This is a genomic window from Pseudomonas sp. FBCC-B1565, from assembly GCF_059133265.1.
Window position 1 is genome coordinate 3,185,294 of the sequence record NZ_CP101438.1, and the last position, 25,268, is coordinate 3,210,561.

A 25,268-nucleotide genomic window follows, 5' to 3' on the forward strand; every position below is an offset into this window, starting at 1 on the left:
CATCATCGACGATTGCAATGGGCCGTCTTGCCAGTGACCTTAAAGCTGAAGGTCGCGATATCATTGCTCTATCGCAGGGTGAGCCAGACTTTGACACCCCCCAGCACATATGCGAGGCAGCTTCGGCTGCGATCAAATCCGGGCAGACCCGGTACACCAATGTTGACGGCACTGCTGACCTGAAGGAAGCTATTTCCGCAAAATTCAAGCGCGATAATAATCTGTCTTATGCTTTATCACAGATCAGTGTAGGCACTGGTGGTAAGCAGGTCATCTACAATGCACTCCTTGCTACGCTTGATACTGGCGATGAGGTGATTATTCCTGCGCCTTACTGGGTGTCGTATCCAGATATGGTGCGCCTTGCCGGCGGTGTTCCGGTAGTGGTGGCATGTCCTGAATCCGATGATTTTCTTCTGACAGCTCAAAATTTACTTTCTGCGATCACTCCTCGGACAAAATTGCTGTTACTAAATTCACCAAGCAACCCCACCGGGGCCGGTTATTCTGCCGATCAGTTGAAATCTATTGCTGAGGTGTTGCTGAAGCATCCGCGGATCCTGGTTTTAACCGATGACATGTATGAGCATCTCCGATATGACGACTGGGAGTTTTCGACCATCGCCGCGGTTGAACCAGAACTAAAAGATCGAGTAGTTACTTGCAATGGTGTTTCAAAGGCCTACTCTATGACAGGCTGGCGAATTGGCTATGCTGGAGGGCCTGAAGACATAATAAAGGCAATGTCAATTCTGCAATCGCAAAGCACCTCTAATCCATCCTCCATCAGTCAAGCCGCAGCAGTTGCTGCTTTGAATGGGTCGATGGATTTCCTTGACGAGAGAAATCGGATCTTTCAGCGCAGACGAGATTACTGCGTTGATGAGCTCAATAGCATTCCCGGAATAAGTTGCAGAATACCAAATGGTGCTTTTTACCTATTTCCTTCTTGTTCCGCTATGATTGGATTGAAACGACCTGATGGAGAAGTTATCAAAAGTGATGTGGATTTTGTTATGTGGCTAATTGAAGATGCTGGCGTAGTAACTGTGCCTGGCAGTGCATTTGGGCTGTCAAACTATTTCCGCATCTCTTTCGCTGTAGCAGATTCAACGCTTCAATCCGCTTGTGCAAGAATCAAAAGCGCATGTGTTAAGCTTTCCTGACAGCCTGATACTTTCTAACTTGGAGATATAATTTATGAACTTTGGGATCGATTCAAAAGTAGCACTGGTTCTTGGCGCTGGTGGCGGCTTGGGTGGCGCGATTGCGATGGCACTTGCAGCTGAGGGGGTCAAGGTCGCTCTAGGCGATATTAACCTGGAGGCTGCAGAGAATACTGCACAAGCTATTCGCAATGCTGGCGGAGATGCAATGACATTGGCGTGGGATTTAGGCGATCTAAGTCTCATTGATGTGAATGTCTCCAAGATTGAAGAAAACTTTGGATGTGTTGATATTCTGGTGAATAATACAGGTGGCCCTAAGCCTTCTACTGTTTCTGGTCAAAGCCCGGAACTCTGGCGTCAGAGTTTTGAGTCAATGGTAATGTCAGTCATCGCACTAACTGACCGTGTTTTGCCTGGAATGCAGAAAAGCAACTGGGGTCGGATCATCACTTCGACCTCGTCCGGCGTTGTAGCTCCGATTCCCAACCTAGGGCTCTCCAATGCATTGCGTACATCATTGGTAGGCTGGTCGAAAACACTCGCTCGCGAGGTTGGCCAGTATGGAATCACCGCTAATATCATCCTTCCTGGGCGTATTGCTACCCCTCGCATTACGTTCTTGGATGAACAGAAAGCACAGCGTGAAGGTCGTAGCGTCCATGCAGTATCAGAAGAGAGCGTTTCGGCAATCCCGGTTGGTCGTTACGGCCATCCTAGCGAATACGGAGACACGGTGGCCTTTTTGGCCAGTGCCCGCGCAAGCTATATTACTGGCAGCGTTATTCGGGTAGATGGTGGCCTTATTTCCAGTATTTGATCCGTTAGTGGAGGGTTTCATGCACCAGGCTCATGATAGTGATAAGAAGCTCCTAGCCGCCCTACAAACGGTGACCACAGCTTCCCTTACAACCGTATTATTGAAATTGGGATTGAGGAATGTCTGGGTACGCCAAGCGCGTTCGCTATTTAGCGGACAGCAAAGAGTAGCGGGAAGGGCTTTCACGTTGCGATTCATCCCGGCGCGTGAAGACCTTTCGAATCCATCCCATTCTGTTTTGACCGAAACCACCCGCACAGCTATTGAAAAGATGCCTGATGGGTGTATTGCTGTTGTCGATGCTATGGGTGTGTCGGACGTAGGTACTGTTGGTGATATTTTATGTGCCCGCATGCGTAAAATAGGAGTCGCCGGCTTACTCACTGATGGGGGGATCCGTGATGTTGTAGGGGTTAGAGAGACAGGGTTACCCGTGTGGTGTAACGGAGTTGCAGCTCCGGCACCCACGACCGGGCTGACATTTGTGGGCTCTCAGGTACCTATAGCCTGCGGTGGAGTCGGGGTTTTTCCCGATGACTTTATCGTGATGGATGAGGATGGCGCCGTGCTGATTCCTGCAGCTCTAGTCAAAGAGGTTGTCGCCCTCGCAATCGAGCAAGAGCGTTTTGATAGTTGGGTTATGGAGCAGATCAATTGCGGTAAACCGCTACCAGGATTATATCCTCCAGATGAAGTTACCCGAAATCAGTACGCGCAGAGTCTCAAGTAAATTCTCGTTTTAAGAGCGGCCATCTAAAGGTGGCCGCAGTCGACGTGCATGAGCGGTCCCTACCCGGCGGTGACTCAAGGTTGACTTACTTTCGCTGACTAGGGGCACCTCGTGACTCTCCATGTCGATGAATGGTCATCCATTCCACGCCACCTTTCAGGACCACTGAATGCGACAATCTCCTTTCGCCACTATCCGGATAGGGTCGATCTATAATGGCTATGCGGCCGCGGGCTTCCTACTGGCGCCAACGAAGCTGATCCCGACTTTGTTGACGTGTGCAAAGCGATCAAGGCCAACCGCGGAGACCAGGCTTTCAATAAGGAGCCTGCGGAAAAGCTTTTAAACTGATCAGCAGGCATTGGTAACGAATGCTTCTGTTGGTAACTGCCAGGCTTTACCTTCGGGCATCAAGATAGGCAGCACGTACTCGCACTGGTTCGCTTGGGCAAGTGCGCCCAGATGAGTGATATCAAATGCATCGGCCGTAGCCGATAGAACGATGCCGTTGATTTTCTGCCGACTGATGTAGCAGCCGAACTCGTCTTCATAGCTTGTTATCGGGGTGGACCTATGAGGAAAATATTTTCGGATGCTGAACCATACCTCGGTGGGTTGTAGATGCCCGTCATGCAACTGAAGCGCCCCCATCCCAAACGGGAGGGGACAAGGGTTTTTTGCCCTAGGTGCTGCGCACAAACTACTCATTTTCACGGTACAAAGATGGTTAAGCAGCCAATATGATTTTTTCTCGACTTGGTGAAATACTAACCCGCTGGATCAGCCGAGCCTACCACGACGGCCAAGCTGGCGAGTAACCACGAAGCGGTCATGTAGCAAACCCCCGTCATCCTCGATCAGTACTGAAGACCCATTGTCCAGCAATATAGTCTGGATGTGGCTGCGCTGGATGTGCACGGTAAGATCAACTCATCGACCATCCAATTCAAGAACGAGTGGGACAATGGCTTGAGGAGTTTGGACCTGGTCATTGCCACTAGCGGGGCGGACCTGCTGGAGCTGCTCACCTATGAGCTTGGCCTCGTGAGTGTGAATGAGCTAGGGTTGTTACAGCACCGCATTGTATTTACACCCGACGCTCACCTCACCGTAATGCGTGTTCTTGGGCGGGTTGCGGAAGCGCTGTGCCTCAGGGTTGTCACCACACGCCCGAGCACTGACGGTGCAAAATTGCGTGTGACAAACGATCTAAACTGGCGCGCTGCTTATCAGCTCCGGGCAATTGGACGTGCGCGCGGAGGACCTACAGCGTTGGTGGGTCTGCTTAGAGTCAACTCCTCCCTGTGTCGAACTATGTTATGCGCAGCGGGCCGTTTTTTTCGACGAACCGTCTGCTTGTGTCAAGCTATAATTCATACGCAACGGTAGGTCGTACCGCTGGAGGCCGCCAATTACGTTGGGCTCTGTGTCAAACTATATTATGAACATCCAGGCGAGACCATGCCGACTCAGCAACCTGTTCAGGGTTCACGTGCCCACCGCTGGGCTTACGCCTGTGGTCTGTGGGTGAAGCGTGGTTACCGTAAGTTGAAAACGTTTGAATCCCGCGTGGTTGAGCGTGCGGAAACGGCAGGTATGCCCGCAGGTAAATTACTTGTTCGCGGGAGTTTTCTGACTGCCAAGTTGGCTCTGCTCGGAGCATTTCTTTTTGTTAGCTTCTGGTTGTTTGTGCTGATGTGCACAATCGTCGTATTAGCAACTATCCCAATTCAAGATTCAGACACTCCAGGTATTGACGATCTCGATGATCCAACGCATAGAACGTCTTGGCCTGAGCGGTACGATAAATGGGGTTCTCTGGAGTAGACTCTTGGTTATTTTGAGCTCGATTTACCCGAAACAATTCTTGCACCGCTCATCAACCGAGAGGTTCCGTTAGAGCTCGCTGTCTGTGCTGCGTGGGTTCCCCTGCTGAGCATTCCTTCTACGCCTGAACCTACGCTATATCCGGCCCAACTCATGGCCCCTAGAAACAGCATTGGTAGCACGACGAACATCGCCCCCATCACATACTCGATTACTTGTGCCGTGACGGTTCCATCCATAAACCCGGACGTAGGCAGCGACAACAGCACCTGATTGGAAGCCGAAACCTGGTTGTACAAGGTATCGAGCATGCTGGAGTCGACCCAACGCGCCAGTTCCCACCAGAAGCTCAGCATGTGCAGCGTGAACAGCGCGAACGTCACCGTCATGACGGTTTTCAACTGGTAGGTACTGACCAGCAAGATCAGCGGCAAGCTGATGATGACGCCCATGATCAGGAACGCCTGCACCATCGGCAGGGCAGCGCGTAGCGCATTCATTGCCGGGAAGTTACTGAAGGAACCGAGGGCCAATCCGGTATTGGTAGCGAGGTTATTGAGCCCCTGATTGATCGAGCCGCCACGAGCGCTGGAACCATAGTCCTGGTACACCTGTCCGGGCGACATGGACATCGATTGCTGGCGCGGACTGACCAGTTCGCGCAGGGTGGCATCCTCGATCTCGTTGCTTGAGCGGCCAGTCAACCAACTTTTCAACTGAGTCAGCAGCGAAGGATCGACTTGCTCGATCAAACGCTCTCGCAGCCCGACTCCGCTATCACTCCACCACTGCTTGCAGGTGGGGTAGCCCGCGCCATTCTCCAGTCGCGGTAAGGAAACATCGCGGCTGTCGTCATACGGCCAACTGACTCGCGGTGTACGTGAGCGATCGGTGTCGTAGTAGCCCGGAGTGTCGAGAAAATAGCTTGAGCCGATCCAGGACGCATCATGACTTTGCGCCTTGCCCAACTGCGGACGATTGGTGAACAGCCGAGAGCGGGAATAGCTGTAGCAGTCACGAGTGAAGTCGGCGATTTCCTGCAGCAGGACCTGACTGTCGATGCGCGAACTGTCGATCTCCATGCGCATCTGCCGGATATCCGGTGCGCAGGGGATGGAGGCGGTGGCCGCCGCGGTCACTCCTTTGCTCAAGGCATGAACCAGAAACCACCAGACAGGCACGTTGGCAGAGCGTTCTCCGATGGTGTTGAAAGTGGCGCCCCAGGCGGTTTCCGTAGGCTTGGCCACGCTGACACCGCATCGTTGGCTCGCTGCATCATCGAACGCCATTGAAGCGAGGTTTAGCGGAAAGACCGGCGCGCAACCGAACAACACGATGATGTAGGCCAACCACAGCCGATTCTCGATTCGAGGCACCGAGAGCAATCCCTTGTTGCCTTCATCCGCGCCTTGCTGACGGGCCGACAACCACTCTTGCAAGATAATCGCGCCGAAGGGCGCGGCGAACAGTCCAGTATCGGACAGAACGTTCCAGATACCGTTGTTGATGATCCAGGCCAGTAGGGAGAGGTAAAACTCTAGGTAGCTGTTGGTGCTCATGAGCATGGTCGTGACCTCACAATCGAGTGAGCTCGACGCAGGTAAAGAGCAAGAGCCCTAATGTCCCGGCGCGCTTCACGCGCAGTCGATCCTGTGGTCGATGTCGGTAGCGCCTCAGCAGGTCCCACCAGAGTGCAAAGAGGACGCCGTAGAGCAGGGCACGCCACCACCGCAGATAGGGCCGTACGGATTCGAGCGCCTGCTGCCAGACTTCGAAACTACCCAGCGCAGCACGGCTGATCCATGCGATCAGCGCGGCGCTCAGGATCATCGCCACAGCAATCCCCAGACAAGAAAGCAAAGTGAATAGCGGTGAGCGTTTCATGACTTACCTACGCCTTGCGTCAGCGTCGTTGAGTCGACCAGGTTCGGGGTCGCCTTGCTCGACGGTGCGCGACGCATCGGCACCTCCGGCATGCCGATCGAGCACGAGGCTGGCGGTATTGGTAGCCAATATTTGCCGTACCTGCAGCTCGGTCTGCAGCATGCGTATTTCGCGCTCCAACGTGTCGATGTTTTTCGTCAAGGCCGTTTGGGCCGGTTCGGCCGAAGCGATGTTCGGTTCGTGGCTGCCCGCCAGCAGCGTGCGCAGTAGCAGGAGGGCTTTGTCGAGCACGCTGGACAGGGCCGTTTCACTGGTCAGGCGTCGTGCCAATAGATCCTGGTCGGGATCGTCGCGCAGAGCTTCAATCACGCCTCGGGTCACCGGCAGCATCGGGCTCGAGGCTTTAGTCAAGTTGTCTGGGGTAAGCGGCAGTGAACCCGACAGCAGCCCTTGCAGGGCCTGGAGGCGTTCGCTATAGGCTTCCTGGATCAGCGGCGTCAATCCACTGCCGGCCGTAGCACGCAGGGTTTCGCAGTTATCGCAGGTTGCGACTTCGCTTTCACCCAGCACGCGAACGGCCCAGTCGGATTCTTCTTGGGGCGAAGTCCATGTCTGACATATGGCCCCACCTAGGCAATCACTGCTACTGATTGAGGAGCTTTCATCCACCGATCGGTTATGCATCAGGTTGTAGCCCGCACGCACCACGTCGGAAGTCACCCGAATGGGCACTTGCCCGCTACCTCCAGCCTTTGAGCCGCCGACCCAGGACACCCCATTGTTGCCGTTATGGGCTTCGGTGTTTTTCACCGCGGCCACCGCATCACCGCCGGTTTGTTCGAGGTTGCCCTGCATCTCCTGGTTCTTGGCCAATGCGCCCCAGCCGGCTTGGCCGACCTTGTCAGCCATCTTCTCGGCCATGGCCTGGCAGGTCAGTTTGGAACGGTCGAAGTCGATGCGCCCTTGCATCACCCCGTTACTCAACAACTCATAAAGCCCGGGGTTGGCGCGCTGGATGATCAACGCAGGCAGCGACATCACCGCTTGGGTCGCGTTCTGTACAATGCTGCCCATGATCTGCTGGAACCCTTCGGTGACGCCGTTCAACTGGTTTTGCAAGGTGTTGGTGAGGCTCATGTTGCCGCACATCATGTTCGCTCGCCATGAAGCGCCGACACCGAGCCCGTTGGGGCGATAGAGCGAACTCGGTGAACCCACTGCCGAGCCGCCACCGATGGTGTACATCACCCGATCGTCGAGCACTTCGCCTTGGGTGCCTAAGCGGTAATCGTCCTCGGCGGCGTGGGTATGTGTGGCCACGGCAAGCAGTCCACAGAGCAACAAACTCATCGGGCCCAACCATGGTCCTGCAAGAAGCCGACTCATGAAGCACCACCTTCGAAGTCGATGCTGAACAGGAAGGTCTGTCCCTCACGCTTGCAGCAGCTATAGGGACGCCACAGCGACCAGGCGTAGCCGCCATCTGCGCTCTGCACCGGATCGCTGGGGAAGATGGCACATGTGGGTTGAGCCAGGGGGGAGAGCAATTGCCACTTGTGGGTCGAAGCTTCGTTTTCAGCGATGGGGCCAGGCGGCCAATAACCATCGCGTGGTACGTGTATGAGCGGGACATACAAATGCGGCTGCCAGTTGCGGGTAATGACATCACCCGCCCGCTGCGCCATCACCGCAGCGGCTTTGAAGTCGTCGGGTTGTACCAGAAATCCTTGCCGGGGATAGACGTTGCCCCACATGTTTCCCGCGAGCTGACGACCGATTTCACGGATCCCCGGCACGAGCGACTCGGGGTAAAGGCTTTCCGGGATGCCATGACGCCAGGCCAGTGAGTCCAAAGTGCTCAGGTAGTAGGGCATGAACGCCGTGGCGCCGCTGGCGCAGGCGTAGCCGGATTGCGAGGCCAGTTGCGTGGCGGCCCAGCCTCCGGGGTGGCCGATGCCATCAACATTTTTGAAACGAGGCAGGTTATCGCGCTGGGTGTTCGGCGTGATCAGGTTACCGCCACCTTCCGCACCGCTGATGGGAGAGGAGAGTTCGGCCATCTCGGTCCAAGGATTGGCACCGGTGGTGGCATAGCTCGAGACCACCAGTTCAGGAATGAAATGACGAACCTTGGTCGAGGTTTTAACCGTGCAGCCGAAGGGGGTACAGAGTAACCAGAAGCAGATGCCGACGACTTTGTACTCGAGGCAGTCGGGAGAAAGTACGGAGGCGGTAATGCTGCCGGTATCCAGCGCTACGCTCGACCCGGATGCCAGCAGAATGCTCAGCACCAAAGGATGTAACTTCTGGGGCGAAATATGCGGGCAGGCAGCAGACATGATCCAGGCTCTGGGTGTATGGCCTGGACAGGTTCAATGATCGAAAGAGGGGTGTCAGTGAGAAAGCCGAACGCAGGATAGTCGGTTTACAGCGACCTTCTAGATCAGTAGATAGTCATTCAGCGCTCAGCGTACGAGCAAGCGCGTCAGACTCGATGAGCAACTGGTCCGTTTTGATCTCGAAAATGTTGGCGAGTTTGCAGAGGACCAATAACGACGGGTTGCCTACCCCTCGTTCGATTTGACTCACGTAGGTACGATCCACCTCGGCCATGAGCGCCAATTGCTCCTGGGTAAGGTTCTTCACGCGTCGCATCGAGCGGATGTTTTCCGCTAGTTGCAGACGGAGCTGTTCGTAGTCTTGAGTCATGCGCGCAAACTGCGCCTTGAGGGACTCTCAATCCACGGGATATAGTCTACATTGGCCTGATTCGGGCTCTTTTTTGGTGCTTAAGCGAAGTGCCAGTTTTGTTTCTATGCTGCTTCGAACAGACCCAGCATTAATAATTAAATCGAAAGCTAAGGTGTCTATGGACGAAAATTACGTTTCAATTCCGGCTGCGGACGGCTGCCCGAGTCTTTTGACGCCGTGGGGCAGCGAATTTGCGCCCATGATCGAACGCGGCGTGCAATGCGCCCAGGTCTGGCTCGATACGCCTGGTGACGTACCGCTGTGGTGGGAACTGGCGCAGGCACGTAAGACTTTTCCGGCAGGAGACTCTCAGGATGCTTTCGAAGCAGGATTTTTATTGAGAATTCAGCAACGGCTTCAAGGCGTTTCACCGTAGCCGTGCGGCTCCAACCCTGACGATATGGCCTACACGGGAAAATTTACTGGAAGGTATGGTTCCAGGCTCCATTCCTCTAGAATGGAGATCTGACAGAAGTGGCGTTGGTCTGTGATAAACAGATTTACGTAGCTAGAATTCTGATAAGTGCAGATTCTGCACGCTCTGAGAACGTGGAGCGCGATATGAAAGCCGATCAAGTGTTGAGTGATGATCTGGTGAGCCGGCTGGAGGGTAAAATCCCAGCCATGGCTGAAGGTGCGATCAATACGGCCTATATCAACGCGCTGGCGGCCGGACGCAGCGTGATGGAAGTCATGGACGGCATGCTCGTTGAAACGACTGCTGATGGTAAGCACAAGGTTATTCGAGTGGCCAAGCCCAAGCATAAAGTGACCTTGGGCGGCATTATCAAGGTGCGTCGCTGCTCATGACAGTTCCTCGGCTGAGGATGTTTGCCGGTCCTAACGGTTCCGGCAAAAGCACGATGAAGAGTGCCGTCCCTTCCCACCTGATCGGGATCTACATCAACCCGGATGAAATCGAAAAGGCTGCCAAAGAGGGCGGACGCCTGGAATTTAGCGATTTTCAACTGGAAGTCGAAGGCGACGAGGTTCTCGGCTTTATCAAGGCGCACCGACTGATTCGGTCGACCCAGCTCGTTGAAGAGGCATCCAATATAGACTTCAGCAATAACGGCCTGAATTTCCAGTCCGTCGCGATGAACTCCTATTTTGCTTCCGTGCTCTCTGATTTCATCCGGCACAAGTTGCTCGAAGCCCAATTGTCTTTCACCTTCGAAACGGTGATGTCAAGCGAGGACAAAGTCGCTTTTATGCTTAAGGCAAAAGCGTCGGGATATCGAACCTACCTCTACTTTGTCGCCACTGAAGATCCTGACATCAATATCAATAGGGTCAAGAACCGTGTCGCGGCAGGTGGGCACCCAGTCCCCACGGAAAAAATTGTGCAGCGCTACGGTCGTTGCCTGAACCTATTGCCAGCAGCCATCGCAGCCTCGAACCGGGCTTACATCTTTGATAACTCCGGCGCTGATCTGGTGTTGCTCGCTGAAGTAACAGACGGGACTGACCTTGAATTCAGGGCTGATGAGATCCCTGACTGGTTCATGCAAGCCTACGTGGAGAAGGTGTTCAAGGATTTGCTGCCGGGTTGATCGAAACCTAGGATCAGCTCTGTTTCACTTAATTCCTCGCATCCTATCGATCCGTTCAGCTACCCGGTAAGCCGCCTCCAATTCCGAGCAGCCGGTGCTCTGCATCAGTGTCCAGCGTTCGGCTTTTTCCTCGGGCTCCGTCATGGCCAGGGCGAGATAAAGGCTGGGCGGCACGGCCCGAAACAGCGTTTCGAGCTTCTTCGAGAGCACGACTCCCTCAGTGTATTTTCCGGGCTCCTTACTGGCGGAGAGCAGCAAGGCTTTCTGTGCCGGCGTGAGTTTCTTGAACCGTGCTATTTCTTCGATTTCCGCGGGCGGCATGTTCAAACAAATCCACCATTCGATCATGTTCAGCATGGTCTGCGCGGCGGAAGGAAAGTCGGCAAGGTTTTGCGTCGCCAGCCAGAACCAGGCTCCGAGCTTGCGCCACATCTTGGTCCCCTTGACCACGAATGGCGCCAACAGCGGGTTCTTGGTGATGATATGACCCTCGTCGGTGACCATGATGATCGGTCGGCCCAGGTACTGGTCGCGCTCGGCAAGGTTATTCACGGTGTTCATCAGGCTGATGTAGCTGATGGACATCTGCGCCTCGTAGCCTTCGCGAGCGTAAGTGGCGAGATCGACAATGGTCACATCACTCTCGGGCCAGGGCGTACCTTCGCGATCGAACAGTTCACCCTCGAAGCTCTGGCAAAACAGATCGATGGACTCGCCCATTTCCTGGGCCCGCTCACGACGCTTCTCCGGTAAGTGCGGGTCGGCGGCGACGCGCAGCAAGGCGTCCCGCACGTCGTGGGTCAGCGCCTGCCGGCCTGCGGCGACGCAGGCCTGCGCCGCGTCAAGAATGCATTCGCGGATCAAACTGCGATCGGCTCGACTCAGGCGCGCCTCTTCCTTGGCCTCGCCGCCAGTAATCATCAGGCGGGCAGTTATTTCCAGTTCGCCGAGAACATCGCGCTGGTCTTCGCGACTGGCTACCGCCTCATCGTCCCATTCATCAATCGACAGGTTCGCCACCTGATCCGGCTGCTCGACCAGGCGCCAGGCATCGGCGAACGGGGCGAGGCTGACCGAGGAGCCAGGTTTCAATTGGACCTTATTGACCGACAGGCCTTGCGTTGCGAAGTAGTCGCCCTGCAAGCCAAATGAGTTACCGGCCTCGACGATAAACAGGCGAGGGCGATACACCGCCATGACCTGCATCAGTAAGGTAACCAGGGTGGCCGACTTACCGGCGCCGGTCGGGCCGAACAGTAGCAGATGGCCGTTCATGGCCCGGTCCAGGCGTGACAACGGATCAAAGCTCAACGGCGAGCCACCACGATTGAACAGGGTGATACCTGGGTGGCCGGTACCTGTGTTGCGGCCCCAGACTGGGACTAGGTTCGCCAGGTGCTGGGCGAACATCAGGCGGGTGTACCAGTTGCGCGTGTCGCGTGCTGGGTTGTAAGCCATCGGCAACCAACGCAGATAGCTGTTGCAGGCGGCGACCTCGTCGCCTTCACGTACCGGTTGCAGGCCCGCGCCCAACAGCGCGTTGGCCAGGCTGACCGAGCGCTGGTGCAATTGCTGTTCATCGTGACCGCGTACGTAGAACGCCAGGGTTCCTCGGTACAGCTTGTGCTGGCGGCCGATGATCGCGCGAGCCTCTTCGACATCCTGACGAGTCTGGGTCGAGGCCAGGTTTTCACCGATGGCTTTGCGGGCCAGGCAGTTTAACTGGTCTTCGAGCACGTCCTGCGGCTTGATCACCAGGGTCAGACTCATCACCGTGCCTTCGGGTAACTGGTCGAACAGCGCATTCACCGCGTCGCCTTTGCGGGTTTCTCCGGTGAGTTGACCTATCAAGGGCGCTCGACGCAGTTTGTCCACTACCAGCACCCGGTGGGGCTGATCGTCAAAAAACCAGAGTCCGCGTTGCACATCTGAACGCGGTTCGTTGAAGAACAGCCGCTCGGCGAAGTCATGATCGAAGGGCAATTCCAGCGACTCGCCGTCGCCCGACTCCGGATAGGCCACGCGGCGGTAGAACTCCTCGGGCGCTTCATCGGTGAGGCTGGGTGCCGGATTGAACCAGGGCACTAACCAGGCATACAGACCTCGGCCATCGACTCGCGTTGTTTGCACTCCGCGTGCCTGCAACGAAGCGGCAACACGTTCGCAAGCCTGTTGCAGGGATTGCACCGAGGTAAGCCCCATCTCCTCAGTGCCAGAGTCAATCCAGCGATAGACCACCAAACGTACCCGACGGTTATTGCCACGCCAGGGCAGGCGCGTCACCACCTGATCCTCAAACAGACCACCGGGTTTGGCGATGGCCTTCAGATGACGGCGGCTGAGCTCCAAATACGCCTCGGTGAAGACCGTGCCTCGCGCGCTGTCCTGGATATAATCGGTGAGCCGGGTCAGGTAGGGGGTGAAATCGTTGTCGTCCTGACAGAAAAACTGCGCCACCCACGGCGCTTGGTCCAGCTCGTCAAAGCTATCCTGCAGGGCATCCTCGAGGGCATCGCGAGCGGCCATCAACCAATCGGGTTCGCGCCCTTCGGTGCCCATGGGCAGCAATTCGAACACCGCGCCCACCGAGCAATTGTCATCGAGCAGAAAACACTGTTCGGCGTCGAGATATTCGACCCAAGGCAGATGATCGGTGAAGCTTGGATTGTGCGCATAGAGTGCCGCGTCATCGGCCAAGGTGGCGCGAGGGCGCAATGGGTGGCGCCAGGCTTTCCAAGCAGGAGTGCGGTTACGCACTACAAGTCTTCCTGACGTTCACCAGGTAATGCGTACTGCACACGTTGGTAGAAGGGAAAGACCGTCGAGTAACCCGGGACCGGTGCCTGCTCGGTACCACTCAAATGCGGATACACGTACAGCACCAGATCGGGGTTGGGCAAGCGAGGGAACAGATTGTGGATCTCATTCGCCGCTGTGCGCGTGTACGGTTCCTGGAGAGCAACGGAGGAATCTGCTTGGGCCAGCGGGCGGCGTAGCTGCTGCCGAGCATCCAGCAGTTGCTGCTGAGTGCCTTGTGAACCGGCGCCGTTCCAGATGTCCGACATGGTTTGCTCGCCATGGGGCAGCAGCGTCTCCTTGTCGGTGGAACATCCCGTCAGGACCCAGCAAAGCAAGCTAATCCAGATCAGGCTGGGAGGCATGGTCTTTTTCATGGCGAACGCTCCGGCCCTTGGGCTCGTAGTCGATGGTGATCTCATGGTCGAGGTGCAGTGCGACCTGTGCGGCGGGTGGCACATACACGGCAGCAAAGGCTTCGCCATATAGTTTGTTGACCCACTCGCGGATGTCGCTGACCCCACCGCTGAGAATTGAATTCAGCGCGCTGTTGCCCATGCTGTTGGTAACCCCGAGCGTGCTGCCACCTGAACTGATCACGCTGCTGTTGTTCTGCTCATCCCCGAGCAAGGCGGCGACGCCGGCGCCGGCGGCGGTGATCAGGCTCTGGCTACCGAGGTATTGCTGAGCGTTCGAGCGGCGCTCGCCGGCGATGCAAGGAATGCCATACGGATCGGACAGATAACCGAGGCCGCCACGAATCTTGTCGGTGTTTGACCTCTGGGTGGTAGAGGCATTGCGACTAGCTACTGCCTTCGGCTGAGGCACCGTGCGGATGGTGCCATCGGTAAACACAAAGGTAATTGACTCGACCTGTCCGCGTACGCAAGACAGAGTCCAGTCACCGGACGCCGTGCCGCTCATTACGGCGCCCGCAACGTCCGGCAGATCGATGCCGTTGGCTGTCAGGTTCTCCGGACCAACCAGCACCTTGAAGGGGTAGGGATCATTCACGGTGCCGTCCACTGGGACTCGGCCAATCAGCGCGGTCATAGCGACCGAGCCCGTCAATGTCGCGTTTTCGGGAATGGTGTAGACCGGCTTCGCGCCTTCGGTACGATCAGCGGAGCGTGTCTGGTCACGTTCACCCTTGGTGACCTCGCGTAACTGCTTCTGGCTGCGGTCGATGGCATTGTCCTTCAAACCCTCCAGTGAGTTGAAGGCAGTAGGCAGACTCAGGGCGGACGCGGTCTTGGTTTTGCCCTGGGCGTCGCTGGGCAGAGCATCCGAGGGCTCGATCCACTGCAGTGCATCATTGGCAGAATGCTGCCGTTCGAACTGGGAGCCTTCGCCCGGCTCAAGCCCCAGTCCGATAGGCATATCCTTGTCTTTGCCGGTCAGCCCCGACAGCTGCTCCTGCAATTGCGTCAGCAGACCACGGGCCTGGCGACTGTCTTGTTCCGCTTTGAGTCGAGCCTCGTTGGCTTGTCGGCGACTTTCGTCGACCTGTTGAGTCACGCTGCCAAGCGCCGTCTGGATACGCGAATCAACACTGTTTTCCCGCTCGCGCAGGCGGTTGTTTTCCGTCTGTAGCGAATCGTTGTGTTTCTTCAAACCGAGCATGTCGCTGCGCATGGCCTTCACCTGGCCGACCAGGGTGGCGACCGTATCGCGGGGGGTATCGCCAGCAATGCCGAGCGACTTGGCTTGCTCGGCGGATAACTGAATATTGTCCTGATCAACTGGGCTAGCTGGATAGGGAGCGCTGCCGCCCGCGACCCAGGTTTTCAGGATGATCAACACCACGGCCAGTAGCGCAGCCGGTACCAACCATTTGAGCAAGGCGTTAGCTTTCATCGTCAGCACCTCGCGCAACGGGCGGGAGTAGCACGGCGTGTTCGAGGCCGGCACCGCGAGTGACGAGGTAGGCGATCGTGGTGTCTTCAGCGCTGCCGACAGGCCCGAGGAAAGCATGCTGGAAGGCTGCGGAGAACAGCTTGGCCTGGATCTGGCGCGGATCGAGTTGCACCGACTCTGAACCACGATTGCGCAACTTCACTGCCGTCACCCAGTAATCACCGCGTCGCCAGGCGGCTATGGGTGTGCTGGACACGTTTTCGGTCGGCAGTAAGGTTGGCAGTTCGCTGCGCAGCTTGAGCGGGACGCGGCGTACGCCGGGTAGGGGTTCTACGGTGCGCAGCGGCGCGTACAAGTTCTGTGCGGCATAGCGCGTCAAGGCGACCGGGATCGGCGTACGTTCTGGAACATGGACGCTGTTAGATTCAGCCACAGTCGCCTGTACCGGAGCATTCTTGAGAATACGCACGGGCTCCAGCGGTTGATCGCCAGGCGTGGCTGCAATGTCCAAGAGGATAATCTCGCCCGTCGCGACCGATTGCAGTTGTAGTCGGGTCGGAGCAATGGCTTCCGACGCGCGCAGATACAGCGCGCCACCGGATGATTGCACGCGCAGTTTGCCTGTCAGAGTTGAGGGCAGGCCGACTCGAACATCCTCATCGATAAAGACCACTCGTTCCTGATTGATCACCAGCGGGACCGCGAGAGGGAGGCGTTCCCAGCGCATCAACTCGACGGCCTGCGCTGCTGCTCCCCATAGCATCAGTGCGATGGTGAGCCCCGGGGTAAAAATCCGCTTCATGGCTCACCTCCAGGCAGAGCGATTTTTTGCGGCGTGCCCTGATAACAATCCAATGCCAGCCCCCACTTGTTGCGTTCGGGGTCCAGATCAAAACGCACCACGCGCAATGGATAACGCACCACCACCCGTTTCACCGGTTCGGCGGCGTAATACTCATCGGCGTTGAGGTCGAGGGTGACCAGCCAGCTGTCGCGATCGAGTTGCTTGACCCTGAGTTCCGGATCTTCGCTGTAGCCTCGGCCCAGAATTTCGTAGACGCCACGCACCCGCTGGCGGAGTTCGCCGGCGGCCTTGCGGTATTCGTAGTCGCCGTCGAGGAAGGTCTTGCAGGCTGGGGTCAGGTAGGGCTGCAAGCCATAGATGGCTCGGCGATAATCCTGCTCGCCATCCGAGGGCCAGCGGTTGAGTTGGCCAAAGATGTACAGGGCAAAGGCATACACATTCTCTGAAGGGATATCCCACCATTTGCGAGTGCTGCCTGAGCGCAAATCTGGCGGTACATGCACGGTCAGATCGGTAGGTGCCGAGCGCCAGCCGTACCAGAGCCCGGCACAGACCAGGGCAAGGATCACTACCGCCAGACGCAGGCTGAAGATATGGGCCTGTTGGGCATCCACTTTGTTCCGAAATCGGCTCATGGCTGCCACCGGGACAGGGCAGGGCGAAGTCGACGTGAGCGGCGAACTGTCCAAACACCGGAGTGGAGGATCAAACCGCCGCGCCCCAGGCGCCAACGGCTAGCCAGTACCCATTCGAGTTTGCGGTACAACCAGGTCTCGGGGCGAGCCCGTTTGGCCCGGCGCAGTAGCGTGCCACCGGCCAATAACACCACTGCCATGCCGGCGATCATGCCGGTCGGCGCTATGGCAATGGAAGCGGTGGCAATCGCCAGAGGAACGCCCAGCAGCAGGCCAACGACAGCGCCGGTGCCGAGTGCTACCCACATCTCATCATTGGTCAACCCTCGCAATACGGCGGGATCACGATTGAGTCGCTCGGGCAGAAAAACCAAGGTACCGTCGGCAAGGCGTTCGATTGTGTCGTTCATACCGACCTCACAGAATCGCGGCAGCCTTGGTCAAGAACCAGATAATGATCACCACGAGCAGGGCGCCGATACTGACCACTGCACCAAGGTCTTTCCAAGTCTTTCGCTGGTTCTGTATGTCGGCATAGACGGTCAGCGAGTGCCAGGCCACACCAAGAAATGCGAGAAGGGCGATCAGCAGGCCGAGTAGGATGCCGCCGTCATAGGCGTAGTTTTTGATCGTCTCGATCAGACCGGAACCCTCGCCGCGCGAAGGGGCTTCCATTGTCGGTAACTCGGCAAAAGCCAGGCTTGGACCGAGTACCAGCAGCAGACCGATTAAGCGCTGGTTCGTATGATCTCGCAAATTGTTTTTTAGGGGGGCAAGGCACTTGAGCATGATGGTGATCTCCGGTGTTAAGACAGGGTGAAGAACATCAAAACCAGCAAGGTGAGCAGCACGCGTGCGGCGCTGCCACCGAAGGCTCCAAAGCGCACACTGCCAGTGGCCCAACCCCGGTAGGCCGTCCACATCACCCAGGCGCACCAAAGCAAAGCCAGAACGAGAACCAGAGACAGCCATAGCGTCGAACTGCTCTGTGCCGAGAAACCGGAGGCGTTTTGGAACGCTGCGATCTGGGCGTCAGTCATGCTCATGGCGAGGACTCCGCGGACGGGGTGTCGAGGCGGTAATCGCCGACCAATTCAGCGGGATCGCGAGGTTGAGCGCGTGAAGGGGAGAGATAGCCATGCACACCAAGACGGATGCGCTGTATGTCTCGAATCAATCGGGGGTAGTCAAAGCGATAGCGATCGTCGGGTTCAGCCGTGCTGGCTGCCTGAGCTTGCGTTGCAAGGCGTTCGAGAGTGTCGAGTTGCTGCTGGACTAGGCTGAGCTGATCCTGCTCATGACCAGATGTGGCATAGCTGCTGCCATCGACAATAGCCAGCGAGAATAGTAAGCAGCGAAAAACGGTAGTTGGCATGATGCTGGTCCATATGGATCTGGGAGCAGAATCAAGTCAGAGGTCGAATTTTTCTGCAAGAAACCTGAGGTCTGATAAATCGCTTTTTCTGGGGAAGGACTGAGGATGCTTGCGTTCAGCTAATTGATCCACAGCGTCGAGAGAGATCGTAATAAGGCTTCTCCGAATACTGATCGGACGGCGATGAAAACGCTCAGGTACACCACAAGCCCGCCCTAAAGTGCGCGACCAGGCAGCAGGGCTGTACATTTCCGCGTCTGCGATGTTGAGGGAACAGCTTAACTAAGTATTTAGAGATATTTTTTGAACGTCGTCGATGTGATTGCTACTGCCACTCCTAGTAGCACTGCACAAGGCAAAAGAAAAGCGATGGGGTTGAGCGAAAAGGGCAGAGATAGGTAAATGATCCAGGGCACGATCAACAGTGGTAACACTGCTCGTTTAGCGCGGTGATAAACAAAGCTGCTTTCTCGTCCCGCGCCAAATTTACGCAAATCACGGCGCATCAAACCATCGACAAAACCAGTGAATGTGGCCAGCAAGAACAGCGGCATGGCCAGGAACAGGATGGTCAGGCGCACCACGAAGGTAAAGGTCACATACACCGCTGCCAGCACGAAATCCTCAATACTCACGTAGAGGTGGGTGATCCAACTCCCAAACCCGTTGCCCTGGCTCGACACCCTCGCTTGCCGGGCAAAATCCGCAAAGCCAGTCTTGACTAGCAGCCACTGATTGAGGAGATCCAACCACTGGACAATCGTTGGCCCGGGTTGTTGGAGGATGAGTGAGGCTTTGAAGTGCTCGGTGAGCCATCCCAACTCGCTATTCAACATGGCTTGGCTGTGTCGCCAACCCTGGTCGCTCCAGAACAGCAGTAGACCAACGAACTCAATGAGGATCGAGAATAGCAACGAGGCGATCAGCAAACCGATGATGCGTAGAACCAAGCCAATCGCCGAGACGATTAATCCTGGGGGCTGGATCGGTTGTGGTGGCGTGTTTGGTGCGGAAGTCGTCATCGTTCACTCCAATGCGTTGCAAAGCAGATGTCGCCACGATGTCTTCTGGATCGTTTTCTGCTGAATCAAAACCTGCAGCGGGGCGGGCTACCCCACCTGATCTAGATCGAAGTTGGTTGTTGGGCCGCCACCGCTCGCACTCCACCATTGGCCCGCCTGTTCGTTGTAAGTGGCCCGCATCCGCTGGGTAAGCTCCTGCAGGTCCTTGGGCATGGCATCACCGTTGGAGGGCTTAGGCAAAGGCATGCGGACTTTCCAGAGCTGCCCACCGGCCTGGAAGGAGAACATTTGCCCCTTGGGCAAGCTGACGATGTGAGCGGGCTCGATCAACGGCACGCTGGTGCTGCTGACGCGATCCTGCGAAGACGAAGTGAAGTCTGTGTTGGCGTCGGGATCGGAGGTGTCGGTGGCACCGGACACCAGCGTTTTCGTAAGTACATTCACCATAGGCAACTGCTTGGTGAGTAACTCCGCGGTAGCGGTTTCACGCACGCGTAGCATCTGCAGGGTGTTGAAATTGCCGATCACCTGGCCGGCCTTGGCCCGGTTACCGATTCGCGCTTCGATGTCGCTGAGGGTCTGGGTGTAGGCCGTCACCTGAATGCCGGCACCGCCACCCTTGTTGATCAGCGGAATGAACTCATCGCCCATCAACTCGTTAAACTCATCGGCGTGCAGGTTGATCGGCAGCTTCTCACTGCTGCTGCCCGATGCGGGCAGGCCGTGGTCAATGCCATGTTTGTAGATGTGGCCCGCGACCGAGACCAAGTCGGCGAACATGGAGTTGCCCACGGCGGCAGCCACCTCGGCATCGGTCAGTGCATCGAGGCCGACATAAACGATGCCGCGTTTTCGGATGACTTGCATCCAGTCGAAGATCGGCCGCGGATCATCCAGATCGGTGTAGTTGGGGGCTAGTAACTGAGCGGTCTTACCGGTGGTAAGTTTCTCCAGCAACGGCAGTAGCGAGGCAACAATTTTGTCGAAGTAGGTGCGGTCATAACGCACCGCCGAACGCAATCCGTCCATTACCGGATCAAACACCCGCTTCGCCGCCAGGTATTGTTCGATGGCCACCACCCGCTTTTCGCGTCCCACCATATGCCGGGGGATGTTCTTCTCGGTGAGCTTGCCTTCAAGCTGGACGATCACTTCCCACGCTTTCGGATCGGTTCTGGCGAAAAACTGCTGGGCGTATTCGATGAACAATGCATCGATATTGACCACATGCCGTTGGATCTGTAGGTAGTCTGGGCGTCGGCCCAACTCAATCAGAGCGCGGGCGATGATGTTGACGAAACGCCAGGCGAACTCACGAAAAGCTGCGGAATTACCTTCACCACTGAGTTGCCCGGCGATGCGCGACGCCACTTCCGAGATACGTCCGAAACGGCCAACGGCGTTATATCGGGCAGAGATCTCCGGCCAGCCCAGATGGAACACATAAAACTCCTTCTCCCGGCCGGCCCGCTTGGCTTCGACGTACATGCGTTTGAGTAGGTCGGCATCACCCTTCGGATCGAAGACGATGACCACCTCATGTTCGACACGGTGAATGTCCTGGGTGATGTACACCTCAGCGAGTCGCGTCTTACCGACACGAGTAGTACCGAGCACCAAGGTGTGTCCGACTCGTTCACCCAGCGGCAGACCGACTTCAGTTTCATCGGGCTCGACCCCATGCAACAGCGACGAGCCACCGACCGGTGGTAATGGGCGCAACGGGTTGAAAGCGCTGTCCCAGACCGTGACACGCGCCAATGTAGAGAGTGGAAACGGTGCATGTTCCAGTCGACGTTCGAGTCCGCGGGCCAGGCGATAACGGAGAGGTTGGTCGACATAGTGCGCGACAGCCGGATCCTGCGCCTCGACCAAGCGCTGGGTGTGCAGGCGGGTCCAGCGAAAGCCGCGGCCCATGAACAGACGCTTGCGGCTGACCGGAATCTGACGGCTGGTCAGTTCGTAGCGGGGCAACCGACGGATATTGCGCCGATAGCGCAGCACCTCCCAGGCTTGTCGCAGTCGGATCAGGCCGAACAAGGCATAGGCCAGCGCAGCAACCAGACCGATCTCGGGTGATAGAGTTACAGCCCAGGGCGAGTACACGCACAACACCGCGGCGGCGATGCAGATCGCTACGGTGTACAGTTCTACCGCTGGCCGGAGCTTGGACTCCATCGCATGCTCGGCCACGACTTGGGCTCACTGTTCCAGTGAAGTGGCGGTGATCAGGACGGGGTAGTGCTCAATCTGCAAACGGGTGGCAATGTCGTTGCCGTTGACCGGCAGGATAGTGATGCCGGGAGCAGCTGCTCGAATCCGGGCCAGGGCTTCAGTATCGGTTACTTCCACGGCGAGGCCAGCCGCACCCATTTCCTGCAGTTTAGCCGCACGTTGACGCAACCAAGCCAACGATTGGGGATCCTCACCGACCAGGAAAAATGATCGTAAGCCCGGCATGTTCAGGGCGCGAGACGTGATCTGGCCGGGGCTCAAGTGGGAGCTCCGGACGGGCAGTATCCATGCTTCATCGGCAAACGCGGACAGGTCCGCATGCATGGCTCGAGAAGGCTGGATGTTGCTATTTGTTGTCGACCCGGAAACCTGAAATTGGGGCCGGACGAAGCCGCTAGGTTGGTCTCCGGCAACGGTCAGTTCCGGCTGAGCGAAAGGTGCTAAAAACAGGAGGAAATAGTGGGTAAGAGGTATTCGTTTCATGGTGATGTGCCCTGCCTGAAAGAAACCGGCAGACGTTCGAGTTGCCGAGAGAAACCCTCGCGGTAACGTGCGGCCGGCATTCCTCCCGCCGGGCGGTGATAGCGTCCCGCAGCTGACACCCAATCGCCGGTAACGGCGTGATGCTCCCGCAATAGCGCGGCGGTCACGGCGAGATTCTGATAGGGGTCAAGGGCTTCGCAGGGACTGGAAAAACGTTGTCCGTGATGACCTAGGTTGGTTTGCCCAAGTCCGACATCCACCCGCTTGGCCTCCTGCCGGGCGAGCGCCTGAAGTAAAGCGTGACAGGCTGCCTGCCGAGTGGCGAAGCGGTAGGGTGTTCCTGCGATATTCAGTGTCCAGGGCCAGGGCAGCAGCCGACCACGGACGTGGATCCCACTCTCCTGCAGAGCAATTGCGAATAACACCCTGGAAGGAATGTCCGCGTTATGCGCTGCCAATTGGTACGCGGGGGGCGGAAGTTCATCAGCCTGGACGGCGAGCACCGTCAGCATGAGTGCAATACCGCTCAATCGAGGCGTTGCCATTGTCCATTCACCTGCTGAAGCGTGGCGGGCAATGGTCCAGGGGCACCCAGGCTGAACCAGCGACCACGGTCATGGTTCAAGGTAATCTGCCGACGCTGAACTTTGGCTGGATCGATGCCTGCTTGACGAGCCCAGCTACGGACGCGTTCATCCTCGCCCTGGCTGCCCACTAGGTAGATATCGAAAGCCATGTCGCTGCTTTGCAGAAGTTTCGCTTGGGCGTTGCACGCCGCGCAGTTGTCCTCTACAAACAGGGCCTGTCGCGGTGCGGCCAATGAGTTGGCAGGGGGTGGGGGTGCCATACCCTGGATCGGCAGCAGCCCGGGGAACAGCTTGGCCCAGGCCGCGTTGTAAGCGTTTTGGTAGGCCAACTCGCGTTCGGCGCGTTTGGCTTCCAGCGCTACCTGCAACTCCGCATAACGCTGGCGCTCTTGGTCGGTCTCTGCCTCGACGCCGAGCGCAGTCAGCGGATCGAGGTTAGGGCTCCAGAAACCACGCGGGCCGGCTTGGATCTGTTCGAAGCGTGTCCATTCTTGCTCCGTTAGACTCCAGCTTGCCGCCTGTCCAGAGTGTGAGCGCCCCAGCGGAGTGGACTGTGTGTCTTGGATCCGCGACGGTGTCGTGACAGGGTTGCCCATCGCAGGGCCCGTGCTAAGCAATGAAACGAGACAGACGATGGGGGACAGCAGCGCTCGGTACATAATCGCTTCTCAAGGGAGTTGCACTGTCTGGTCTGGCTGAGCGGTCACCGCGAAGATGGCCGCGCTCTGCTCCAGCACCTTCAGCTGCCAGGCGCCGAGCTGCTCGCCGTTGTGCAGCAACCGGATATCCCTGAGCGAGCGACTATCAGGAGGAGCGACTGCCAGAAAGCGCTCGCCACCGCGGGACTCGACACTCAACACTGAGAACGGCGGCGAGAGCGGGGCAGGTTTGGGGCGAGCGGTTTTTTTCGACTTGGCCGAGGAAGGCGCCGGTGATGGGAGTGATGGCTGGGTCTCGAGGTCCAGGAGTCGCTGCTCGACGTGCTCAAGTCGTGCGCGTAGCGCGATCATGTCGGCTGCGGTGGCACGGTCTGCCAGGCCGTCGCGTAGCTCCTGTATCTCTTGTGCCCATTGATCCAACATCGGATCGAGGATATTGGCCTGTTGCTCACCTGTATCGACCGTTTGCTTCAGGTCTTTCAGTGCGTACTGCAGCTTCTCCTGTGCATCCATGAGGGTGCTTGAACCACGTTGCAGGGTATCCAGGGTCTGTAAGCGTTGGGCGTTCGCATTTTCCAGCTCGGTCACGCGTTGATACTGGTTATACAAGCCACCACTAAGCCCGGAGACCGCCAGACAAAGGGAGCCGACAATGAGAGTTTGAAATGTCGAGGCTTTCATGGGCGTGCCTCCGACTGATGGGACGAGGTTGGTGTGGCCCGCACCTTGCCAGCATCATTTTTCTCCCGTTCGAAGCAGACCGAACGGCTGACCTCATCGGTCGTGAGTTGCCATGCGGGGCCTGCCAGCACTTGTAGCGCGTTGCGTAATGAGATCGGGCCGAGTCGGTAATGGGCGGCGGGCAGAGCCCGGGTAAACAGTATTTTCACTGGTTCCTCGGCAGGGCAGAGCGAATAACCCGAGCGCTGCAGCACGTAGTGCATTGCTTCCTGTACCGAAGGATTCAGGTTGGACGGAATGCTCACGTCAACGATTTGAGCGAGAAGATCACGTTGTTCCGTGGTGGGCTCGGTGCTGACCAGCGTATAGCGGCCATAGCGGAGCTCTGACGGATGGCGTTCGTCGGCTGGGCTCCTCGATAACTGGGGTCGATTGGAGCCACCGTCAATCTCTGGATGAGTCGGCAATGGGGTTGGGATTGGCGCGGTGCAGGCGCTCAACAAGCCCAGCAGGCAGACAGGCGTGAAAAAACGCACCATGGAAAAAACCTCATGTCAGATTCCGTGCAGAACCTGACATGAGGTGAAGGATTCATTCAGTGAGAAAGTTGATTCAAGGCGAGTCGTGTTAACGCCGAAGGCATTGCTACTCATCAAAAATGGCTAGCCCATCCAAGACGGCAGCGTCGGGGTCGAAAATCAACAACCTCACATCCGCTAATGCCGCCAGATACAGTACGTTGACCAAGGCCTCCGGCGTGCCGGCGTCGAGCTGCTCTTGCCTCAGCGAAGAGTAAGGATTGCCCTCGATCTTCACCAAGTTATCGTCGGTCCAGGGCGTTCCGATCAGCTTACATCCGACGCCATTGCAGTCTGGCAGGGCAAAGGGTTCAAACAGCAGTCCGGTTGGCTTGGAGTCGAAATTGCCAACTCGGCTTTCCAAGTGGCGCAGTACTTCGTCAGTGAGGTGTGCGGCACTGATCTCCCAGGCTCGACTGTAGTGTCCTGTGTCGAAGCTCAAACGATGGACCATGGCTTGGGCTTCTTCCAGGGAATACAGGTCACCGACGTGATGTCGTTCGTTGAGCATTTCGCCAGTTACGGCATAGATCACTTGCCGCACCAGTCCGGTGGACTGGAAGCGTTCATTCAATTCATCCGGAGTGGACTGGCCCTCGCTGATCAGAGCGAAGTCGTCGTTGAACAGACAAGGGAACAGTTCTAACGCATCGTCGGGCAGATGGGATTGTGCGTCGTGTACGGGGCGAATGCACGGTGGGCAGTCATTTGCATAGGCGATCTGTAGCAGTCGTTCGATATGCAAGTTGTTGTAGCCGCGAGCAAACGGGTTTGAGGTTTCCAGCAGAGCCGGGGGTTGGGTTGTTGGGTTCATGAGGGTTCTC

29 protein-coding genes are annotated in these 25,268 nt (G+C 57.1%); 7 read left to right on the forward strand and 22 right to left on the reverse strand.

What is annotated here, in order from left to right; all coding sequences use genetic code 11:
• Positions 1-17 precede the first annotated feature (17 nt).
• The 4 genes from NL123_RS15005 to NL123_RS15020 all read left to right on the forward strand — a co-directional run bounded on the left by NL123_RS15005 (position 18) and on the right by NL123_RS15020 (position 4,543).
• A complete protein-coding gene (locus NL123_RS15005; protein ID WP_494358309.1) occupies positions 18-1,166 on the forward strand; it encodes a pyridoxal phosphate-dependent aminotransferase in 1,149 nt (382 codons plus the stop codon).
• Positions 1,167-1,200: 34 nt separating this feature from the next.
• The gene (locus NL123_RS15010; protein ID WP_494358147.1) at positions 1,201-1,986 is read left to right on the forward strand and encodes an SDR family oxidoreductase; all 786 of its coding nucleotides are present in this window, start codon (positions 1,201-1,203) and stop codon (positions 1,984-1,986) included.
• A gap of 19 nt (positions 1,987-2,005) precedes the next feature.
• Positions 2,006-2,716, forward strand: a complete 711-nt coding sequence (locus NL123_RS15015; RefSeq protein ID WP_494358148.1) for a ribonuclease activity regulator RraA — start codon at positions 2,006-2,008, stop codon at positions 2,714-2,716.
• Between the two features lie 1,461 nt (positions 2,717-4,177).
• Positions 4,178-4,543, forward strand: a complete 366-nt coding sequence (locus NL123_RS15020; RefSeq protein ID WP_494358149.1) for a DUF3742 family protein — start codon at positions 4,178-4,180, stop codon at positions 4,541-4,543.
• A gap of 8 nt (positions 4,544-4,551) precedes the next feature.
• On the opposite strand, the gene NL123_RS15025 is transcribed toward NL123_RS15020, so the two are convergent.
• From NL123_RS15025 to NL123_RS15045, 5 genes are all read right to left on the reverse strand, one after another.
• Entirely contained in the window at positions 4,552-6,108 is a 1,557-nt protein-coding gene (locus NL123_RS15025; protein WP_494358150.1) for a conjugal transfer protein TraG N-terminal domain-containing protein, read from the reverse strand.
• 10 nt (positions 6,109-6,118) lie between these two features.
• The gene (locus NL123_RS15030; protein ID WP_494358151.1) at positions 6,119-6,427 is read right to left on the reverse strand and encodes a hypothetical protein; all 309 of its coding nucleotides are present in this window, start codon (positions 6,425-6,427) and stop codon (positions 6,119-6,121) included.
• A gap of 3 nt (positions 6,428-6,430) precedes the next feature.
• A complete protein-coding gene (locus tag NL123_RS15035) occupies positions 6,431-7,813 on the reverse strand; it encodes an integrating conjugative element protein (protein ID WP_494358152.1) in 1,383 nt (460 codons plus the stop codon).
• Positions 7,810-8,766 carry a TIGR03756 family integrating conjugative element protein gene (locus tag NL123_RS15040; protein WP_494358153.1) on the reverse strand — a complete coding sequence of 319 codons (957 nt, stop codon included), beginning with the start codon at positions 8,764-8,766 and terminating at the stop codon, positions 7,810-7,812. Before NL123_RS15040 ends, NL123_RS15035 begins: the two co-directional genes overlap by 4 nt.
• Positions 8,767-8,881: 115 nt before the next feature.
• On the reverse strand, positions 8,882-9,136 hold the full coding sequence (locus NL123_RS15045) for a helix-turn-helix domain-containing protein (protein WP_046062023.1): 255 nt from the start codon (positions 9,134-9,136) through the stop codon (positions 8,882-8,884).
• A gap of 160 nt (positions 9,137-9,296) precedes the next feature.
• On the opposite strand from NL123_RS15045, the gene NL123_RS15050 reads away from it, so the two are divergent.
• The 3 genes from NL123_RS15050 to NL123_RS15060 all read left to right on the forward strand — a co-directional run bounded on the left by NL123_RS15050 (position 9,297) and on the right by NL123_RS15060 (position 10,731).
• Positions 9,297-9,554 (forward strand): LasR-specific antiactivator QslA, encoded by a 258-nt coding sequence (locus tag NL123_RS15050; protein WP_159285459.1) that lies wholly within the window; start codon positions 9,297-9,299, stop codon positions 9,552-9,554.
• Positions 9,555-9,739: 185 nt separating this feature from the next.
• Entirely contained in the window at positions 9,740-9,988 is a 249-nt protein-coding gene (locus NL123_RS15055; protein ID WP_159285461.1) for a hypothetical protein, read from the forward strand.
• Complete coding sequence (locus NL123_RS15060) at positions 9,985-10,731, forward strand: ATPase (RefSeq protein WP_159285463.1); 747 nt, start codon at positions 9,985-9,987, stop codon at positions 10,729-10,731. Before NL123_RS15055 ends, NL123_RS15060 begins: the two co-directional genes overlap by 4 nt.
• Before the next feature lie 24 nt (positions 10,732-10,755).
• On the opposite strand, the gene NL123_RS15065 is transcribed toward NL123_RS15060, so the two are convergent.
• The 17 genes from NL123_RS15065 to NL123_RS15145 form a co-directional block, all read right to left on the reverse strand.
• Positions 10,756-13,488 carry a conjugative transfer ATPase gene (locus NL123_RS15065; protein WP_494358154.1) on the reverse strand — a complete coding sequence of 911 codons (2,733 nt, stop codon included), beginning with the start codon at positions 13,486-13,488 and terminating at the stop codon, positions 10,756-10,758.
• Positions 13,488-13,904, reverse strand: a complete 417-nt coding sequence (locus NL123_RS15070; RefSeq protein WP_305384745.1) for a TIGR03751 family conjugal transfer lipoprotein — start codon at positions 13,902-13,904, stop codon at positions 13,488-13,490. Before NL123_RS15070 ends, NL123_RS15065 begins: the two co-directional genes overlap by 1 nt.
• Positions 13,867-15,384 (reverse strand): TIGR03752 family integrating conjugative element protein, encoded by a 1,518-nt coding sequence (locus tag NL123_RS15075; RefSeq protein ID WP_494358155.1) that lies wholly within the window; start codon positions 15,382-15,384, stop codon positions 13,867-13,869. The genes NL123_RS15070 and NL123_RS15075 overlap by 38 nt, the downstream gene beginning before the upstream one ends.
• Positions 15,374-16,186: a TIGR03749 family integrating conjugative element protein gene (locus tag NL123_RS15080; RefSeq protein WP_494358156.1), complete on the reverse strand. Its 813-nt coding sequence runs from the start codon at positions 16,184-16,186 to the stop codon at positions 15,374-15,376. The genes NL123_RS15075 and NL123_RS15080 overlap by 11 nt, the downstream gene beginning before the upstream one ends.
• Positions 16,183-16,824, reverse strand: a complete 642-nt coding sequence (locus NL123_RS15085) for a PFL_4703 family integrating conjugative element protein (protein WP_494358157.1) — start codon at positions 16,822-16,824, stop codon at positions 16,183-16,185. The genes NL123_RS15080 and NL123_RS15085 overlap by 4 nt, the downstream gene beginning before the upstream one ends.
• Positions 16,821-17,234, reverse strand: coding sequence for a TIGR03750 family conjugal transfer protein (locus NL123_RS15090; protein WP_494358158.1), 414 nt, complete (start codon positions 17,232-17,234; stop codon positions 16,821-16,823). Before NL123_RS15090 ends, NL123_RS15085 begins: the two co-directional genes overlap by 4 nt.
• A gap of 7 nt (positions 17,235-17,241) precedes the next feature.
• The gene (locus NL123_RS15095; RefSeq protein ID WP_494358159.1) at positions 17,242-17,613 is read right to left on the reverse strand and encodes a TIGR03745 family integrating conjugative element membrane protein; all 372 of its coding nucleotides are present in this window, start codon (positions 17,611-17,613) and stop codon (positions 17,242-17,244) included.
• 17 nt (positions 17,614-17,630) lie between these two features.
• Positions 17,631-17,870: a TIGR03758 family integrating conjugative element protein gene (locus NL123_RS15100; protein WP_044310629.1), complete on the reverse strand. Its 240-nt coding sequence runs from the start codon at positions 17,868-17,870 to the stop codon at positions 17,631-17,633.
• The gene (locus NL123_RS15105) at positions 17,867-18,199 is read right to left on the reverse strand and encodes an integrative conjugative element protein, RAQPRD family (protein WP_494358160.1); all 333 of its coding nucleotides are present in this window, start codon (positions 18,197-18,199) and stop codon (positions 17,867-17,869) included. Before NL123_RS15105 ends, NL123_RS15100 begins: the two co-directional genes overlap by 4 nt.
• 290 nt (positions 18,200-18,489) lie before the next feature.
• Entirely contained in the window at positions 18,490-19,221 is a 732-nt protein-coding gene (locus NL123_RS15110) for a TIGR03747 family integrating conjugative element membrane protein (protein ID WP_494358161.1), read from the reverse strand.
• Positions 19,222-19,308: 87 nt separating this feature from the next.
• Complete coding sequence (traD, locus tag NL123_RS15115; RefSeq protein ID WP_494358162.1) at positions 19,309-21,414, reverse strand: type IV conjugative transfer system coupling protein TraD; 2,106 nt, start codon at positions 21,412-21,414, stop codon at positions 19,309-19,311.
• A gap of 9 nt (positions 21,415-21,423) precedes the next feature.
• Positions 21,424-21,939: an integrating conjugative element protein gene (locus NL123_RS15120; RefSeq protein WP_494358163.1), complete on the reverse strand. Its 516-nt coding sequence runs from the start codon at positions 21,937-21,939 to the stop codon at positions 21,424-21,426.
• Positions 21,936-22,484 (reverse strand): lysozyme family protein, encoded by a 549-nt coding sequence (locus tag NL123_RS15125; protein ID WP_494358164.1) that lies wholly within the window; start codon positions 22,482-22,484, stop codon positions 21,936-21,938. The genes NL123_RS15120 and NL123_RS15125 overlap by 4 nt, the downstream gene beginning before the upstream one ends.
• Complete coding sequence (locus tag NL123_RS15130) at positions 22,466-23,185, reverse strand: TIGR03759 family integrating conjugative element protein (protein WP_494358165.1); 720 nt, start codon at positions 23,183-23,185, stop codon at positions 22,466-22,468. Before NL123_RS15130 ends, NL123_RS15125 begins: the two co-directional genes overlap by 19 nt.
• 9 nt (positions 23,186-23,194) lie before the next feature.
• A complete protein-coding gene (locus tag NL123_RS15135) occupies positions 23,195-23,866 on the reverse strand; it encodes a chemotaxis protein (protein WP_494358166.1) in 672 nt (223 codons plus the stop codon).
• Positions 23,863-24,405: a PFGI-1 class ICE element type IV pilus protein PilL2 gene (gene pilL2, locus NL123_RS15140; protein WP_494358167.1), complete on the reverse strand. Its 543-nt coding sequence runs from the start codon at positions 24,403-24,405 to the stop codon at positions 23,863-23,865. Before pilL2 ends, NL123_RS15135 begins: the two co-directional genes overlap by 4 nt.
• A 106-nt stretch (positions 24,406-24,511) precedes the next feature.
• Positions 24,512-25,258 (reverse strand): DUF5983 family protein, encoded by a 747-nt coding sequence (locus NL123_RS15145; protein ID WP_494358168.1) that lies wholly within the window; start codon positions 25,256-25,258, stop codon positions 24,512-24,514.
• Between the last annotated feature and the right edge of the window lie 10 nt (positions 25,259-25,268).